Genomic DNA, 15,746 nt, shown 5'->3' with positions numbered 1-15,746 from the left:
GTGCCTTGCCGGATGACGCGGGTACGGCCCTCTCAGGTCCGGCCCTCCCCCTCCTGCGCCGCCTCCAGCGCGGCGGAGGGGGCGGTCCAGCGGGCCCGTACGACCCTGAAGCCGGCCCGCTCGGCGTCGTCGCAGACCAGCTCGTCGTCGTCCACGAGAACCCGGACGTCCCGGTCCCGGGCCAGCCGCTTGAGGATCTCCAGCTTGGTGCGGCGGGCGGGCCTGCGGTCGTCGTTGCGCCGCATGAACACCCGCCCCTCGGGCAGCCCCTGCGCTGCGAGCCAGTCGAGCGTGTCGCGCCGGCAGCGCTCGGGCCGCCCGGTCAGATAGACGACCTCGCACTCCTCGGCACACTCCAGCGCGAGCGCGACGCCCTCCGCCAACGGCGGGTCCTGTGACGCGGCGCCGAAGAAGCCGTCCCAGTCGCGCGGTTTGTTCTCCAGGAACCGCTGCCGGTGTGCCGTGTCGGCGAGGGTGTTGTCGAGGTCGAACACGGCGAGGGGCCGTCTGCTGTCAGCTGTCACCGGCCCACCATAGACAGCCCCCGCACCCCGGCAGCGAGCGCCCGAGGCCGTGGCCTCATGCTTCTCGTATGTCTGCCGCAACTCCCGCTCCCCGTACGTTCCTCATAGGCGCCGCCCGAGAACGACCCTGCACCCTGGTCGTCTGCCGGGGCTGCTGCTGCGGCGACCCGCGCAAGCTCCCCGGCACGGACCACGTCTGGCAGTTGGAACGACTGCGGTCGGGGTCCGCCGAGCACGGTTTCTCAGTGCGTACGACCGACTGCCTCGGCCCCTGCGACCAGGCCAACGTGATCGTGGTCCAGCCGTCGGCAGCGGGGCGGCGGGCCGGCGGACGGCCGACCTGGGTCGGGTTCGCGATGGACGACGGCTGCACGGAGGAAGTGCTGGAGTGGGCGGCGGCGGGCGGCCCGGGGCTCGCGGAGCCGCCCGTGACGCTGGAGCTGCAGTTCATCGACCCGCCGCGGGACGCACGCGTCCGGTCGCGGCGGTGAGCGCTCCGACCGACCCGGGGAATGCCGGGGGCCGACGGGCGTTGAACACCATGTGAGCTCCTTGATCGCCTCGACCCCGTTCTCCGTGCTCGACCGCTCGCGCACCCGCGAGGGGCACCCGCCCGCCGAGGCGCTGCGGGACACCGTGCGGCTGGCGCGGGAGGTCGAGGGGCTGGGCTATCACCGGTTCTGGGTGTCGGAGCACCACGGTGTGCCTGGGGTCGCCGGTTCCGCGCCGACCGTGCTGGCCGCCGCCGTCGCCTCGGCCACCCGGAGCATCCGGGTCGGGACGGGCGGGGTGATGCTGCCCAACCACCAACCCCTGGTCGTGGCCGAGCAGTTCGGGGTGCTGGAGTCGCTGTTCCCGGGCCGGATCGACATGGGCCTGGGCCGCTCGGTCGGCTTCACCGACGGCGTGCGCAAGGCTTTGGGCCGCGACAAGGACGACGCCGACGACTTCGCCGGACAACTCGACGAACTCCTCGGCTGGTTCCGGGGCACCTCCCCCACGGGCGCGCACGCGCGCCCCTCGGAGGGTCTCGCCGTCCCGCCGTTCGTGCTCGCGATGGGCGAGGGCGCCGACATCGCGGCCCGGGCCGGTCTGCCGATGGTGATCGGCGACCTGCGCAACCGGGAGAAGATGCGGCGCGGCATCGCCCACTACCGCGCCCGGTTCCGCCCCTCCCCCTGGGCCGCCGAGCCGTACGTCGTCATCTCGGGCACGATCGCCGTCGCCGCCACCCCCGAGGCCGCCCGGCGGCTCCTCGTCCCGGAGGCCTGGTCGATGGCGTACTCGCGCACCCACGGCACGTTCCCGCCACTGCCGCCCGCCGAGCGAGTGGAGCAACTGGCCATGTCCGACAAGGAGTTCGGCTTCTACGAGGCCGGGCTCAGCGGACAGCTCGCGGGCACCGAGGAGCAGGTGGCCCACGAGCTGGAGACGGTGCTGAAGGAGACGGGCGCGGACGAGGTCCTCGTCACCACCAGCACCCACGACCGCGAAGCCCTGCTGGACTCCTACCGGCGGCTCGCCTCACTCATGGGGTGAGCACCATCCGGAAGCGCGCGGCTCCGGACAGCATCCGCTGATACGCCTCGCCGGCCTGGTCCAGGGGTACGGTCTCCACCATCGGGTGGATGCCGTGCAGGACGCTGAAGTCCAGGGTGTCCTGTACGTCCTGCGCGGTGCCGGACGGGTGACCGCGAACCAGCTTGGCGCTCATGAGCAGTTGGAGCGGACTGATCCCCAACGGCGCGTTGTCTGCCCCGATGACCACCAGCTCGCCACGGGGCCTCAGCCCCTCCACGGTCGCCGATGCGGCGTCGGCGTTGCCCGCCGTGGCCAGGACCACCTTCGCGCCGCCCAACGCCCGCAGCGCCTCGGCGACTTCGGTGACCGCCGTGCTGTCGACGTAGTGGTGCGCGCCCAACTGCTTGGCGAAGTCGGCCTTTTCGGCGCCGCGCGCGATCGCCACGGTCTCGAATCCCATCGCGACCGCGTACTGCACACCCAGGTGACCGAGACCGCCGAGTCCGAGTACGGCCACCAGGTCGCCCGGCCCCGCCGCACTGCGCCGCAGCCCGTTGAAGGTGGTCACGCCCGCACAGCCCATGGGCGCGGCGGCACTGGCCGACAGGCCCTCGGGGATCCGGGCGAGCGCGTCAGTGGGCGCGATCGTCATCTCGGCGAAGCCGCCGTCGTACGCCCAGCCGGGCACCTTCAGGTTCTCGCAGACGATGAAGTCGCCCTGCCGGCAAGGGGTGCAGTAGCCGCAGCTGCCGCCGAACCAGCCGACCGCCACCCGGTCGCCGACCCGCCAGCCCCGGTCCGAGGTGCCCTCGCCGAGCGCGTCGATCCGTCCGGCGATCTCGTGCCCGGTGACGAGCGGGAAGCTCACGCCAGGCACTCCGGCGTTCACGAAGAAGGTGTCGCTGTGGCAGATCCCGCAGGCCTCCACGGCGATTCGCACATGACCGGGGCCGGGCTGCGGCACGGCCCGCTCGACGATCGTGAACTCGACGCCGGCAGCGGCGACTTGCGCGACTCGATAACTGCTCATACCTGTCTCCCTGCGGGATACGAATGCGGCTCGGCTAGTGCGCGGCCGCCTGGCGTACCCTGATCTCGATCGTGCCGTCGGTCGCGTCGACCTGTGCCTGGTCGCCCGCTTCGAGTTCGCCGGCGAGGAGCATGTCGGCGAGCCGGTCGTCGACCTCGCGCTGGATGGTGCGGCGCAACGGGCGGGCGCCGAAGTCGGGTTGATAGCCCAGGTTCGCGAGCAGGTCGGCCGCCGCGTCGGTGACCTCAAGGGTGACGTCCTGGGCGTGCAGCCTGCGCCGGGTGTGTTCCAGCAACAGGTCGACGATGTCGCGGAGTTGGGCGCGTTCCAGGCCGCGGAAGACGATGATCTCGTCGATGCGGTTGAGGAACTCGGGGCGGAAGTGCTGGTTCAGGACCGGCATCACCGTCTCGCGGACCTTGGCGTAGTCGTCGACGCCCGCCGCGAGGATGCGATCGGCGCCGATGTTCGACGTCATGATCACGACGGTGTTCTTGAAGTCGACCGTGCGGCCCTGCGAGTCGGTCAGCCGTCCGTCGTCCAGCAATTGCAGCAGGGTGTTGAAGACGTCGGGGTGCGCCTTCTCGACCTCGTCGAGCAGCAGCACGGCGTACGGCTGCCTGCGGACGGCCTCGGTGAGCTGCCCGGCCTCGTCGTGGCCGACGTATCCGGGAGGCGCTCCGACCAGGCGGGAGACGGTGTGCCGTTCCTGGAACTCGCTCATGTCGAGGCGGATCATGCGGCTCTCGTCGCCGAAGAGGGCGGCGGCAAGGGCGCGGGCCAGTTCGGTCTTGCCGACGCCGGTGGGGCCGAGGAAGAGGAAGCTGCCGATGGGCCGGTTCGGGTCGCTCATGCCGGCCCGGGCGCGGCGTACCGCGCGGGCGACGGCGGTGATCGCCTCGTCCTGGCCGACGACCCGCTCATGGAGGTGCTCCTCCAGCTTCATCAGCCGGGCGCGTTCCTCCTCGGTGAGCTGGGCGACGGGGATGCCGGTGGTGCGGGAGACGACCTCGGCGATGTCCTGGGCGGTGACCTTGGGCGCCTGTTCCTCGGCGGAGCCGCCGGCTTTCAGCTCGGCCTCGGTGTCCTTGATGCGGTCGCGGAGTTCCTTGGCCCGCTCGTACTCCTCGTCGGCTACGGCCTGGTCCTTCTCCCGGTTCAGGGCGGCGAGCCGGTCCTCGATCTCGCGGGTGTCGGACAGCGGGGTCTTGGCCCGCAGCCGTACCCGTGCCGCGGCCTGGTCCATCAGGTCGATGGCCTTGTCGGGCAGGAAGCGGGCGGTGATGTAGCGGTCGGAGAGCTCGGCCGCCGCGACCACCGCCTCGTCGGTGATACGGACCTGGTGGTGGGCCTCGTAGCGGTCGCGCAGTCCGCGCAGGATCTCGATGGTGTCGTCGACGGTCGGTTCGCCGACCAGGAGGGGCGCGAAGCGGCGCTCCAGCGCGGAGTCCTTCTCGATGTACTTACGGTACTCGTCGACGGTGGTGGCGCCGATGAGGTGCAACTGCCCGCGGGCCAGGGCGGGTTTGAGCATGTTGCCCGCGTCGAGAGCGCCGTCCCCACCGCCACCCGCGCCGACGACGGTGTGCAACTCGTCGAGGAACAGCACCAGTTCGTCCCCGTGCTCGCTCACCTCGTCGAGGAGCGTCTTCAACCGTTCCTCGAACTCACCCCGGTACTTGGTTCCTGCCACCATCCCGGCCAGGTCCAGCGACACGAGCCGCTTGCCCGCCAGGGTCTCCGGGACGTCACCGACGACGATGCGCTGTGCGATGCCCTCGACGACGGCGGTCTTGCCGACGCCGGGGTCGCCGATGAGGACGGGGTTGTTCTTGCTGCGCCGGGACAGCACCTCGATGGTCTGCTCGACCTCGTCGTCCCGTCCGATCACGGGGTCGAGCCGCCCGGCGCGGGCGTCCTCGGTGAGGTCGCGCCCGTACTCGTCGACGGTGGGCGTACTGCTGGGCCGCTTGCGCTCGGGCTCGGAACCGGTGGGCACCCGGCCGCTCTCCCAGCCGCTGCCCGCGAGGGCCTGCCCGGCGGCCGACTCGGGATTGGCGGCCAGCGCCCGCAGCAGGTGCTCGGGGCCGATGTACGAGGAGTCCTCGGCCCGGGAGATCCGGTAGGCGTCGAGCAGGGCCCGCTTGGCCGCCGGGGTGAGCGTGGTGGGTTCGGTCTTCGGGCCGCCGTCCTCGCCGGCGGCCAGCCGTTCCCGGATCCGGTCGGGGTCCGCGCCCGCCTCGGCGAGCAGCCGTCGGGTCGACTCCTGCTCGGTGGCGGCTGCCAGCAGATGCCGGGCGTCGAGTTCCTCGCTGCCCTCGACGGCGGCGATGTCCCGCGCCTGGGCCACCAGCTCACGGGCCCGTTCGGAGAGCAGGCTGCCGATGTCGACGCGCTGGGCCCGGCGTGATGGCGACGCCGGACCCGAACCGCCGAAATACCGGGACATCAGCTCGTCGAATTCCTCGAAGGGGCTGCGTCCGAAACCGAATCCGGGAGTGCTCATGACCACGGACCTTCCGTCCGGCGACTGGCATGCGTACCTTCCAACGTGGCACAGCGCGGAAGCCCCCGCACCCCCGCAGGTCAGCGGGCGTCCTACGGCGGGGTCGCATAGACTCGCCGGGTCATGCACAGCCCCCACGACCCCTACGTCCGCGTCCGCGGCGCCCGCGAGCACAACCTCCAGGGCGTCGACGTCGACATCCCACGGGACGTGCTGGCCGTGTTCACGGGCGTCTCCGGCTCCGGGAAGTCGTCCCTCGCCTTCGGCACGATCTACGCCGAGGCCCAGCGCCGCTACTTCGAGTCGGTCGCGCCGTACGCCCGCAGACTGATCCACCAGATCGGCGCCCCGAAGGTCCGCGAGATCACCGGCCTCCCGCCCGCCGTCTCGCTCCAGCAGCGCCGCTCGACCCCCACCTCCCGCTCCTCGGTGGGCACGGTCACCAGCCTCTCCAACTCACTCCGCATGCTGTTCTCCCGCGCCGGCGACTACCCGCCCGGCGCCGAGCGCCTCGACTCGGACGCCTTCTCCCCCAATACGGCGGCGGGCGCGTGCCCCGAGTGCCACGGCCTCGGCCGGGTGCACCGCACGACCGAGGAGTCCCTGGTCCCCGACCCCTCCCTCTCGATCCGCGAGGGCGCGATCGCCGCCTGGCCCGGCGCCTGGCAGGGCAAGAACCTGCGCGACATCCTCGACACGCTCGGTTACGACGTGGATGCTCCGTGGCGCGAACTCCCCGCCGAGCAGCGGGAGTGGATCCTGTTCACGGACGAGCAGCCAGTGGTCACGGTCCATCCGGTACGGGACGCCGACCGCATCCAACGCCCGTACCAGGGCACGTACATGAGCGCCCGCCGCTACGTCATGAAGACCTTCGCGGACACGAAGAGCCTGACCCTACGGGCCAAGGCGGAACGCTTCCTGACCAGCGCCCCCTGCCCGGTCTGCGGAGGCAGCAGACTGCGCGCCGAGTCCCTGGCGGTGACCGTCGCGGGCCGCACGATCGCCGACCTGGCCGCACTCCCCCTCGCGGAACTGGCGGGCACGCTCAACGGAACCTCGGAGGCGGCACGCGTCCTCACCGAGGACCTCACGTCCCGCATCGCCCCCGTCCTCGAACTCGGCCTCGGCTACCTCAGCCTGGACCGCGCGACCCCCACCCTCTCCGCCGGCGAGCTCCAACGCCTGCGCCTGGCAACGCAGTTGCGCTCCGGTCTGTTCGGTGTCGTCTACGTCCTCGACGAACCGTCCGCCGGACTGCACCCCGCCGACACCGAGGCCCTGCTCACGGTGCTGGACCGACTGAGGACGGCGGGCAACTCGGTGTTCGTCGTGGAGCACCACCTCGACGTGATGCGCGCCGCCGACTGGCTGGTGGACGTGGGCCCGCTGGCGGGCGAGCACGGTGGGCGAGTGCTGCATAGCGGCCCGGTGGCCGAACTGGCGAAGGTGAAGGAGTCGGCGACGGCGCGCTTCCTCTTCGACCACTCCCCCACACCCGCCCGCGAAGTACGTTCACCCCGGGGCGAGTTGAAGGTCGGCCCGATCACCCGGCACAACCTGCGGGACGTGACCGCGGAGTTCCCGCTGGGCGTGTTCACCGCGGTCACCGGCGTGTCCGGCTCCGGAAAGTCCACACTGATCGGCGAGATCACCGAGGAACTGCCGCGCGTGGGACGCCTGGTGTCGGTCGATCAGAAACCGATCGGCCGCACCCCGCGCTCGAACCTCGCCACCTACACCGGTCTCTTCGACGTCGTCCGCAAGGCGTTCGCGGCCACCGACGAGGCACGGCAACGGGGTTACGGCGCAGGGCGGTTCTCCTTCAACGTGCCGGGCGGACGCTGCGAGACCTGCCAGGGCGAGGGATTCGTCAGCGTCGAGCTGCTCTTCCTCCCGAGCACCTACGCACCCTGCCCCGACTGCGGCGGGGCCCGCTACAACCCCGAGACACTCCAAGTGACGTACCGGGGACGGGACATCGCCCAGGTCCTCGACCTGACGGTGGAGGCCGCGGCCGATTTCTTCGCGGACACGGACACCCCGGCCGTGGCCCGCAGCCTCACCACGCTCCTGGACGTCGGCCTCGGCTACCTGCGGCTGGGCCAGCCCGCCACCGAGTTGTCCGGCGGGGAGGCCCAACGCATCAAGCTGGCAAGCGAGTTGCAGCGCGTCCGACGCGCCCACACCCTCTACCTCCTCGACGAGCCGACCACCGGCCTCCACCCGGCCGACGTCGAAGTCCTGCTACGGCAACTCCACGGACTGGTCGACGCCGGCCACACCGTGGTGGTGGTCGAGCACGACATGGCGGTGGTGGCAGGCGCGGACTGGGTGATCGACATGGGCCCGGGCGGAGGGGAGGAGGGCGGCAGGGTCGTGGCAACGGGCCCACCGAGGGATGTGGCAAGGGCAGCAGGAAGCACTACGGCCCCCTATTTGGGAAGGGCCCTGGCAACCCCCTAGAGGGGGCGGAGCTGTATCGATCTGCGGCTCCGCCGCGTGGGCGCGACCAGCCCCCACACACCCGCAGCCGAACTACTGCCTCTTCAATCCGGCGACCAATTCACGGGGCAATCCATGAGTGTCGTGCAGATAGCGATACTCCTCCTCACCCAGAGGGCCCCGAAACTCCGGCCGGGACAACACGCGCCGCCCCCGCTCCAGAAGCAGACCGAACCGCCGCTCCTCGTCCAGCAGCACCTCACTCACGGTGCCGACACCGACCGACTGCCGGAAATGGTCAAGCGTGTGCTCGACAAGCTCCAACGGCAGATCACTCAGCGTCCGCGAAGGGTCATCGCGCCGCAAAACCGTGAGCAGCCGCCGCACCAGCCGCCGTAGGACATACCCACGCCCGGTGTTGGACGGCCGCACCCCGTCCCCCAGGACCACGACGCTCGACCGCAGATGATCGCAGACCACCCGCACCGAGTACTCGTCCAGATCCCACAGCGGTGGAACCAGCCGCATCCACGGCTCGAACAGATCCGTCTCATAGACCGACCGGCACCCTTGGAGGACGGAGACGAAGCGCTCCAACCCCATGCCCGTGTCGACGTTGACCTGCCGCAGTGGCACGAGTTCGCCGTCCTCGCCACGTTCGTACCGCATGTGCACGTGGTTCCAGATCTCCACCCAGCGCGAGTCGGTGGTCGGGCTCCCCTCCGGCGGGCCGTCGCCGGTCCAGAAGAAGATCTCCGAGTCGGGGCCGCAGGGGCCGGTCGGTCCGTTGGACCACCAGTTCTCGTCTCGGGTCGACTCCACGGGCAGGCCCAACTCCCGCCAGCTGCGCAGGGATTCGAGGTCGGGGCCGAGCTGTTCGTCGCCGCCGAAGACCGTGACGTACAGCTTCTCGCGCGGGATACCGAAGCCGTCCCGCAGCAGCTCGTAACCCCAGCGCAGGCTCTGCGGATGGTCGTAGTCGCCCAACGACCAGGAGCCGAGCATCTCGAACACGGTCAGGTGGGTGCGATCGCCGACCTCGTCGAGGTCGGTGGTGCGCAGACAGCGCTGGACGTTGACCAGGCGTCGGCCCCGTGGATGGGGGCGGCCCTGGAGGTACGGCGTGAGCGGGTGCATGCCGGAGGTGGTGAAGAGGACCGGGTCCGAGGGCGGTGGCAGGAGTGTGCTGCCGGTGATCGGCTCGTGCCCACGCTCGCGGTAGAAGTCGAGGAACGTGCGGACGGTGTCGTCGGTGTTCATGGCGGTGAGTCCTTCGGGTCGGGTGGGGACCGGAAAGGAACCGCGGGGAGACCTGTGAAGAGGCTGGAAACGACACGTCCCGGCGGTCCGTTTCCGGCCGCCGGGAGAGGGGTGAGGTCAGGCGTCGGCGGCCGGCGAGCTGGTCGCTCGCGCGGTCGCGGTGCCGGTGTGCCTGATGATCCTCATGGCCGCGACGCTAGCAGGACGCCTCCGCGTCGTCCTGCGAATTTTCACCGGGGTCCGCGCCACCGAGGTGCAGTGGTCCGGGTGGTGGGCCCGGCCCGACACCCCGCTCTGCGCGGCGTGGGCGAGGGAGCGGCGGTCGGGGTGGCTGCCGGGCGCTACGGTCTCCCCCACCTCGACGTCGGCGACCAGTCCGCGCGTCGACACCACCCGCCACACCGAGGTGAGCAGCGAGTCGCTGCCGACGAAGGCGGGCGCCGTGCTGGCCGTGCCGCCCTCGGTCACGTAGTGCAGGCCGACCGGCTGGACGGGCACTCCGGCGTCCAGCGCGGCCTGGAAGACGGCCCGCCGGAAGTGCCCCTGGGCCAGGCCGCACCAGGTGCTGCCCTCGGGGAAGACGGCGACCGCTCCGCCGGCGCGCAGGGCGCCCGCGATGGAGGCGACCGTCTCGGGCAGGGCACGCAGCCGGTCGCGGTCGATGAAGAGAGCGCCGCTGCCCGCGGTGAGTGTCCCGGCGACGGGCCAGTGCCGGATCTCGGCCTTGGCCAGCATGCGGGCCGGGCGTACGGCGGCCATGAGCGGGATGTCCAGCCACGAGATGTGGTTGGCGACCAGCAGCAGTCCGCCGGTGGGCGTGGTGCTGCCGGTGATACGGAGCCGGATGCCGGCGGCCCGGACGATCGTCCGGCACCACCAGCGCACCGCGCGGGCCGGGATGCGCCCGCCGATGGGGGTGAGGGCGGCCCCGGCGGCCACCACGACCAGTACGGCCACGAATCTCAGCACGGCGCGCGGTACGGCCGTGACGGACCCCGTCGACCCGATGCACGTCCTGGGGGTGCAGGGCGCGCTGGGCAGCCAGACGCTCATCAGGCCGGGACGAGCGAGAGGAAGTGCCGCAGATAGCGCGGGTTGACCCGGCGCATCGACAGCAGCACGTACAGGTCGGCGACCCCGAAGTCCGGGTCGTGGGCGGGTTCGCCGCAGACCCAGGCGCCGAGGCGGACGTATCCGCGCAGCAGCGGCGGGAGTTCGACGCGGTCGGTGGGGCGGGTCACGCCGTCGGCGCTCCAGGGCAGCAGTGGGCGTACCCGGAACTCCTCGGGGGCGAGGTGCTTGGCGCTGACCCGGTCCCAGGTACCGGCGGCGAGGGCGCCGCCGTCGGCGAGCGGGATCGAGCAGCAGCCGGCCAGCCACTCGTGGCCGCGGTCCACCATGTAGCGGGCTATGCCGGCCCAGATGAGGCCGATGACGGTGCCGTCGCGGTGGTCGGGGTGGACGCAGGAACGGCCGACCTCCACGAGGCCCGGACGGATCGAGTCGAGGGGGGCGAGGTCGAACTCGCTCTCCGAGTAGAGCCGTCCGGCGACCGCGGCGCGCTCCGGCGGCAGCAGCCGGTAGGTGCCGACCACCTGCCCGGTGACCGTGTCGCGGACGAGGAGGTGGTCGCAGTGGGCGTCGAAGGCATCCACGTCCAGGCCGGGCTGCGGGCTGGACAGGTGGGCGCCCATCTCCCCGGCGAAGACGTCGTGCCGCAGCCGCTGCGCGGCACGCACCTCGTCCTCGTCACGGGCGAGCGTGACGGTGTAGCGGGTCGGCGCGGCGGGCTGCGCGGGACGGTCGAGGGTGGAAACGCCGGTCATGGCTCTCCCTGATCACGGGCCGGGTGCGGCGGAGGAACAAGCTGGCCGGTTCCGTATGTCCGGTCGCAACAGTTCTTCCGATGCCGGGCGTCCTGCGCGTGACCTGTGCCCGGAGCAGGGATGTGGGGTTGTTGAACGGCGTCCTCAGACCCCGATGCCTGGCGGGACCGGGGATGAGCACCACTCCCGGTCCCGCCCGTCCGCATCTTGTCGGCGAACGTCTTTGTCCCGTAAGGGAGTTCGTAGGGGAGTTCAGCGCTTGGCGACCTTGCGCGTCGCCCGCAGCCACTCCTTGTTCATGCTGGTGATGGAGACCAGCGGGATGCCCTTCGGGCAGGCGGTGGCGCACTCGCCGGCCAGCGTGCAGCCGCCGAAGCCCTCGTCGTCCATCTGGGTCACCATGTCGAGGACGCGGGTCTCGCGCTCGGGTGCGCCCTGCGGGAGCACGTTGAGGTGGTTGATCTTGGCCGAAGTGAACAGCATCGCGGCCCCGTTGGGACACGCGGCCACGCACGCCCCGCAGCCGATGCACTCGGCGTGCTCGAAGGCGAAGTCGGCGTCCGGTTTGGGGACGGGGGTGGAGTGCGCCTCGGGGGCCGCACCCGTCGGCGCGGTGATGTAGCCGCCGGCCTGGATGATCCGGTCGAAGGCCGAGCGGTCCACGACGAGGTCCTTGACGACCGGGAAGGCAGAGGCGCGCCACGGCTCGATGTCGATCGTGTCGCCGTCCTCGAAGGACCGCATGTGGAGTTGGCACGTCGTGGTGCGTTCCGGGCCGTGCGCGTCGCCGTTGATGACCAGGCTGCAGGCACCGCAGATGCCCTCGCGGCAGTCGTGGTCGAAGGCGACCGGGTCCTCGCCCTTGAGGATGAGCTCCTCGTTGAGGGTGTCGAGCATCTCCAGGAAGGACATGTCCCTGGAGATTCCGTCCACTTGGTAGGTGGACATGGCGCCTTCGGCGTCTGCGTTGCGTTGCCGCCAGACGCGCAGGGTGAGCTTCATGCGTAGCTCCGCTGAGTGGGGTGGACGTACTCGAAGACCAGGTCTTCCTTGTGCAGCACGGGAGATGACCCCGTGCCGGTGAACTCCCAGGCGGCGGCGTAGCCGAACTCCTCGTCCCTGCGCGCCGCTTCGCCGTCCGGGGTCTGCGACTCCTCGCGGAAGTGGCCGCCGCAGGACTCGGCGCGGTGGAGTGCGTCGAGGCACATCAGCTCGGCGAGTTCGAGGTAGTCGACGACGCGGTTCGCCTTCTCCAGCGACTGGTTGAACTCCTCGCCGGTGCCCGGGACCTTGATCCGCCGCCAGAACTCCTCGCGGATCTGCGGGATGCGCTCCAGCGCCTTGCGCAGTCCGCTGTCGGTGCGGGCCATTCCGCAGAACTCCCACATGAGTTCGCCGACTTCGCGGTGGAAGGAGTCGGGAGTGCGGTCGCCGTCCACGGAGAGGAGGAGGTTGAGTCGGTCCTCGGTCTCGGCCAACACCTCCTGTACGGCGGGGTGTTGGACGCCGATCGCCTCATGTCCCGGGTTCCGGGCGAGGTAGTCGTTGATGGTCGCCGGGAGGACGAAGTAGCCGTCGGCGAGGCCCTGCATCAGCGCGGAGGCGCCGAGCCGGTTGGCGCCGTGGTCGGAGAAGTTGGCCTCGCCGATCGCGAACAGGCCCGGGATGGTGGTCTGGAGGTCGTAGTCGACCCAGAGGCCGCCCATCGTGTAGTGCACGGCCGGATAGATCCGCATCGGGACCGTGTACGGGTCCTCGGCGGTGATCCGGGCGTACATGTCGAAGAGGTTGCCGTACTTCTCCTCGACGGCCTTGCGGCCCAACCGCCGTATGGCGTCGGCGAAGTCGAGGTAGACGCCCTGCCCGCCGGGGCCGACTCCCCTGCCCTCGTCGCAGACGTTCTTCGCGGCGCGGGAGGCGATGTCGCGGGGCACCAGGTTGCCGAAGGCCGGGTAGATGCGCTCCAGGTAGTAGTCGCGCTCGTCATCGGGGATCTGGTTCGCGGGCCGCTGGTCGCCCTTGGCCTTGGGCACCCAGATCCGGCCGTCGTTGCGCAGCGACTCGCTCATCAGGGTGAGCTTGGACTGGTGCTCGCCGGTGCGCGGGATGCAGGTCGGGTGGATCTGCGTGAAGCACGGGTTGGCGAAGAGCGCGCCGCGCCGGTGGGCGCGCCAGACCGCGGTCGCGTTGGAGTTCATGGCGTTCGTCGACAGGTAGAAGACGTTGCCGTAGCCGCCACTGGCGAGGACGACCGCGTCAGCGAAGTAGGTGTCGATCCTGCCGCTGATGAGATCGCGCGCCACGATCCCGCGCGCCTTCCCGTCGATGACGATCAGGTCGAGCATCTCGGTGCGCGGATGCATCTCGATGTTGCCGGCGGCGATCTGCCGGGACAGCGCCTGGTAGGCGCCGAGGAGGAGTTGCTGCCCTGTCTGGCCGCGGGCGTAGAAGGTGCGGGAGACCTGGACGCCGCCGAAGGAGCGGGTGTCGAGGAGGCCGCCGTACTCCCGCGCGAACGGCACGCCCTGCGCGACGCACTGGTCGATGATCTCGACGGAGATCTGCGCGAGGCGGTGGACGTTGGACTCGCGGGCCCTGAAGTCGCCGCCCTTGACGGTGTCGTAGAAGAGGCGGTGGACGGAGTCGCCGTCGTTGCGGTAGTTCTTCGCCGCGTTGATGCCGCCCTGGGCGGCGATGGAGTGGGCGCGGCGCGGGGAGTCCTGGTAGCAGAACTGGACGACGTGGTAGCCCTGTTCGGCGAGTGTGGCGCCGGCCGAGCCGCCCGCGAGGCCGGTGCCGACGACGATCACCGTGTGTTTGCGCCGGTTGGCGGGGTTGACGAGTTTGGCCTCGAAACGGCGGGTGTCCCAGCGCTCGTTGATGGGGCCGGTGGGGGACTTGGTGTCGGTGACTGGTTCCCCGGTCGTGAAGTCCGCGTATTCAAGGGTCATTTCAGCTCACCACTCCGGTCATGACGCCCACGGGGACGGCGATGAAACCGGCCGTGAGCAGCAGCGCGAGGACATTGGCGATGGTCTTCAGGGCGCGGTCGCGGCTGCGGCTGCCCGCGCCGAGGGTCTGGGCCGCGCTCCAGAAGCCGTGCCGGACGTGCAGGCCGAGGGCGAGCATCGCGACGATGTAGATGACGTCGCCGTACCAGGTGGAGAAGGTGTCCACGACGTTCTGGTACGGGTGGCCCTCCTGGAAGCCGCCCGAGTGCACGGTGCCGGTCGTCAGGTCGAGGATGTGCCAGACGATGAACAGGGCGAGGATGATCCCGCCCCAGCGCATGGTGCGGGTGGCGTAGGTCGCCCGGGGTTTCCTGTGGACGTACTTGCTGGGGCGCGCCCTGATGTCGCGGCGGCTGAGCTGGTACGCGGAGACGGCGTGGGCGACCACGGCGACGACGAGGACGATCCGGATCAGCCAGAGCGTCCACTCGTAGTGCATGAAGGGTTCGCCGACGGTGCGCAGCCAGTGGGCGTAGTGGTTGAACTCCCCCGCGCCGAAGAAGATCTTCAGGTTCCCGATCATGTGGACGACCAGGTACAGCAGCATGATCAGGCCGCTGACCGCCATCACTGTCTTCTTTCCGACGGAGCTGTCCCACACCGTGCGCGCCATCGACGGCCGTCGGTCCGTCCGCGTTGCCAGAGCCATGTCTACGGACGTTAGGTCCCGGAAGGTCGATCGGTCCAAGACATGATCCGCTTGGATTCCATAGGCTACGGCTATCGTGGCTGCATGCAGTTCCAGCAGCTCCAGTACTTCGTGGCCGTCGCCGAGACCCGGCACTTCACCCGGGCCGCCGATCTGGTCCATGTCGCGCAGCCCTCGCTGTCCCAGCAGATCAAGGCGCTGGAGCGGGAGTTGGGCGCGGATCTGTTCCTGCGGGCGCGGGGCAACATCACGCTCACCGACGCGGGCGAGGCGCTGCTGCCGCTGGCCCGCCGCATCCTGGCCGACGCGGACACGGCCCGGCACGAGGTCCTCGAACTGGTCCAGCTGCGCAGCGGCCGGGTCCGGCTCGGCGCGACCCCGAGCCTGTGCACGGGCCTGCTGCCGGACGTGCTGCGCGCCTTCCACGACCGGTATCCGGGCATCCGGCTCTTGATCGAGGAGGGCGGTTCGCACGATCTCGTACGGGAACTCGCGCGCGGCGCCCTCGACTTGGCGTTGGTGGTCCTGCCGTTGCCCACCCCCTCACCGGCGTTGACGACGGTGGAGCTGCTGCGCGAGGACCTGGTGGTCGTGTCGTCACCGGAGGCGCCGGCGCCGGGCCGGGGGCGGACGGTGCGGATCTCCGATCTGGAGGGCGAGCGCCTGGTGATGTTCCGGCACGGCTACGACCTGCGCGAACTGACCGTCGCCGCGTGCCGCGCCGAGGGCTTCGAACCCGACTTCGCGGTGGAGGGCGGCGAGATGGACGCCGTCCTCGGCTTCGTCCGGGCGGGGCTCGGCGTGGCCGTCGTACCGCGCATGGTCGCGACGAAGTCCGGGCGGGGGCTGCGGGTGACCCCGCTGGCGCGGCCCGGACTGCATCGGACGATCGCGCTCGCGCATCGCAGCGATGTGGCTCCGCCGCGGGCGGCACGGGAGTTGCAGCGGATGCTGGTGGAGCGCTGATCGCCGCC

Annotated in this window: 13 protein-coding genes; 4 read left to right on the top strand and 9 right to left on the bottom strand. The window is 70.8% G+C overall.

The genetic code is table 11. The annotated features are described in order from the left end of the window. Positions 1–32 precede the first annotated feature (32 nt). Positions 33–524 (bottom strand): hypothetical protein, encoded by a 492-nt coding sequence (locus OH768_RS46790; RefSeq protein WP_317881027.1) that lies wholly within the window; start codon positions 522–524, stop codon positions 33–35. A gap of 68 nt (positions 525–592) precedes the next feature. Between OH768_RS46790 and OH768_RS46785 the strand changes: the two genes are divergently transcribed. Both OH768_RS46785 and OH768_RS46780 read left to right on the top strand, forming a co-directional pair. After that, positions 593–1,015, top strand: a complete 423-nt coding sequence (locus tag OH768_RS46785) for a (2Fe-2S) ferredoxin domain-containing protein (protein ID WP_406463058.1) — start codon at positions 593–595, stop codon at positions 1,013–1,015. Between the two features lie 52 nt (positions 1,016–1,067). Further along, positions 1,068–2,063 (top strand): LLM class flavin-dependent oxidoreductase, encoded by a 996-nt coding sequence (locus OH768_RS46780; RefSeq protein WP_406463057.1) that lies wholly within the window; start codon positions 1,068–1,070, stop codon positions 2,061–2,063. On the opposite strand, the gene OH768_RS46775 is transcribed toward OH768_RS46780, so the two are convergent. Beyond that, positions 2,053–3,075, bottom strand: coding sequence for an alcohol dehydrogenase (locus tag OH768_RS46775; protein ID WP_406463055.1), 1,023 nt, complete (start codon positions 3,073–3,075; stop codon positions 2,053–2,055). The genes OH768_RS46780 and OH768_RS46775 overlap by 11 nt on opposite strands. A 34-nt stretch (positions 3,076–3,109) precedes the next feature. Continuing rightward, positions 3,110–5,581: an ATP-dependent Clp protease ATP-binding subunit gene (locus OH768_RS46770; RefSeq protein WP_406463053.1), complete on the bottom strand. Its 2,472-nt coding sequence runs from the start codon at positions 5,579–5,581 to the stop codon at positions 3,110–3,112. Between the two features lie 123 nt (positions 5,582–5,704). Here OH768_RS46770 and OH768_RS46765 point away from each other — a divergent pair, with 123 nt between their 5' ends. Then, positions 5,705–8,047 carry an ATP-binding cassette domain-containing protein gene (locus tag OH768_RS46765; RefSeq protein ID WP_406463051.1) on the top strand — a complete coding sequence of 781 codons (2,343 nt, stop codon included), beginning with the start codon at positions 5,705–5,707 and terminating at the stop codon, positions 8,045–8,047. A gap of 72 nt (positions 8,048–8,119) precedes the next feature. Here OH768_RS46765 and OH768_RS46760 read toward each other — a convergent pair whose 3' ends face one another. The 6 genes from OH768_RS46760 to OH768_RS46735 form a co-directional block, all read right to left on the bottom strand. Next, positions 8,120–9,286 carry an alanine--tRNA ligase-related protein gene (locus OH768_RS46760; protein WP_406463050.1) on the bottom strand — a complete coding sequence of 389 codons (1,167 nt, stop codon included), beginning with the start codon at positions 9,284–9,286 and terminating at the stop codon, positions 8,120–8,122. A 117-nt stretch (positions 9,287–9,403) separates the two neighbouring features. Beyond that, on the bottom strand, positions 9,404–10,339 hold the full coding sequence (locus tag OH768_RS46755; RefSeq protein ID WP_406463048.1) for a lysophospholipid acyltransferase family protein: 936 nt from the start codon (positions 10,337–10,339) through the stop codon (positions 9,404–9,406). Continuing rightward, the gene (locus OH768_RS46750) at positions 10,339–11,112 is read right to left on the bottom strand and encodes a GNAT family N-acetyltransferase (protein ID WP_406463047.1); all 774 of its coding nucleotides are present in this window, start codon (positions 11,110–11,112) and stop codon (positions 10,339–10,341) included. The genes OH768_RS46755 and OH768_RS46750 overlap by 1 nt, the downstream gene beginning before the upstream one ends. Before the next feature lie 252 nt (positions 11,113–11,364). Continuing rightward, the gene (locus tag OH768_RS46745) at positions 11,365–12,114 is read right to left on the bottom strand and encodes a succinate dehydrogenase/fumarate reductase iron-sulfur subunit (RefSeq protein ID WP_406463045.1); all 750 of its coding nucleotides are present in this window, start codon (positions 12,112–12,114) and stop codon (positions 11,365–11,367) included. After that, positions 12,111–14,063, bottom strand: a complete 1,953-nt coding sequence (locus OH768_RS46740; RefSeq protein ID WP_406463043.1) for a fumarate reductase/succinate dehydrogenase flavoprotein subunit — start codon at positions 14,061–14,063, stop codon at positions 12,111–12,113. Before OH768_RS46740 ends, OH768_RS46745 begins: the two co-directional genes overlap by 4 nt. A gap of 1 nt (position 14,064) precedes the next feature. After that, positions 14,065–14,736: a succinate dehydrogenase gene (locus tag OH768_RS46735; RefSeq protein WP_406465719.1), complete on the bottom strand. Its 672-nt coding sequence runs from the start codon at positions 14,734–14,736 to the stop codon at positions 14,065–14,067. Positions 14,737–14,856: 120 nt separating this feature from the next. Between OH768_RS46735 and OH768_RS46730 the strand changes: the two genes are divergently transcribed. Next, positions 14,857–15,738 carry a LysR family transcriptional regulator gene (locus tag OH768_RS46730; protein WP_406463042.1) on the top strand — a complete coding sequence of 294 codons (882 nt, stop codon included), beginning with the start codon at positions 14,857–14,859 and terminating at the stop codon, positions 15,736–15,738. Positions 15,739–15,746 lie beyond the last annotated feature (8 nt).

The sequence above is a fragment of the Streptomyces sp. NBC_01622 genome (assembly GCF_045209635.1).
Classification (GTDB): Bacteria; Actinomycetota; Actinomycetes; order Streptomycetales; family Streptomycetaceae; genus Streptomyces.
This window is presented reverse-complemented; position numbering and strand designations above follow the sequence as displayed.

Bases quoted from the DNA above. Each gene is read 5' to 3' on its own strand.
- OH768_RS46785 (WP_406463058.1), top strand. From the start codon at position 593: ATGTCTGCCGCAACTCCCGCTCCCCGTACGTTCCTCATAGGCGCCGCC.
- OH768_RS46775 (WP_406463055.1), bottom strand. From the start codon at position 3,075: ATGAGCAGTTATCGAGTCGCGCAAGTCGCCGCTGCCGGCGTCGAGTTC.
- OH768_RS46770 (WP_406463053.1), bottom strand. From the start codon at position 5,581: ATGAGCACTCCCGGATTCGGTTTCGGACGCAGCCCCTTCGAGGAATTC.
- OH768_RS46765 (WP_406463051.1), top strand. From the start codon at position 5,705: ATGCACAGCCCCCACGACCCCTACGTCCGCGTCCGCGGCGCCCGCGAG.
- OH768_RS46760 (WP_406463050.1), bottom strand. From the start codon at position 9,286: ATGAACACCGACGACACCGTCCGCACGTTCCTCGACTTCTACCGCGAG.
- OH768_RS46755 (WP_406463048.1), bottom strand. From the start codon at position 10,339: ATGAGCGTCTGGCTGCCCAGCGCGCCCTGCACCCCCAGGACGTGCATC.
- OH768_RS46750 (WP_406463047.1), bottom strand. From the start codon at position 11,112: ATGACCGGCGTTTCCACCCTCGACCGTCCCGCGCAGCCCGCCGCGCCG.
- OH768_RS46745 (WP_406463045.1), bottom strand. From the start codon at position 12,114: ATGAAGCTCACCCTGCGCGTCTGGCGGCAACGCAACGCAGACGCCGAA.
- OH768_RS46740 (WP_406463043.1), bottom strand. From the start codon at position 14,063: ATGACCCTTGAATACGCGGACTTCACGACCGGGGAACCAGTCACCGAC.
- OH768_RS46735 (WP_406465719.1), bottom strand. From the start codon at position 14,736: ATGGCGCGCACGGTGTGGGACAGCTCCGTCGGAAAGAAGACAGTGATG.
- OH768_RS46730 (WP_406463042.1), top strand. From the start codon at position 14,857: ATGCAGTTCCAGCAGCTCCAGTACTTCGTGGCCGTCGCCGAGACCCGG.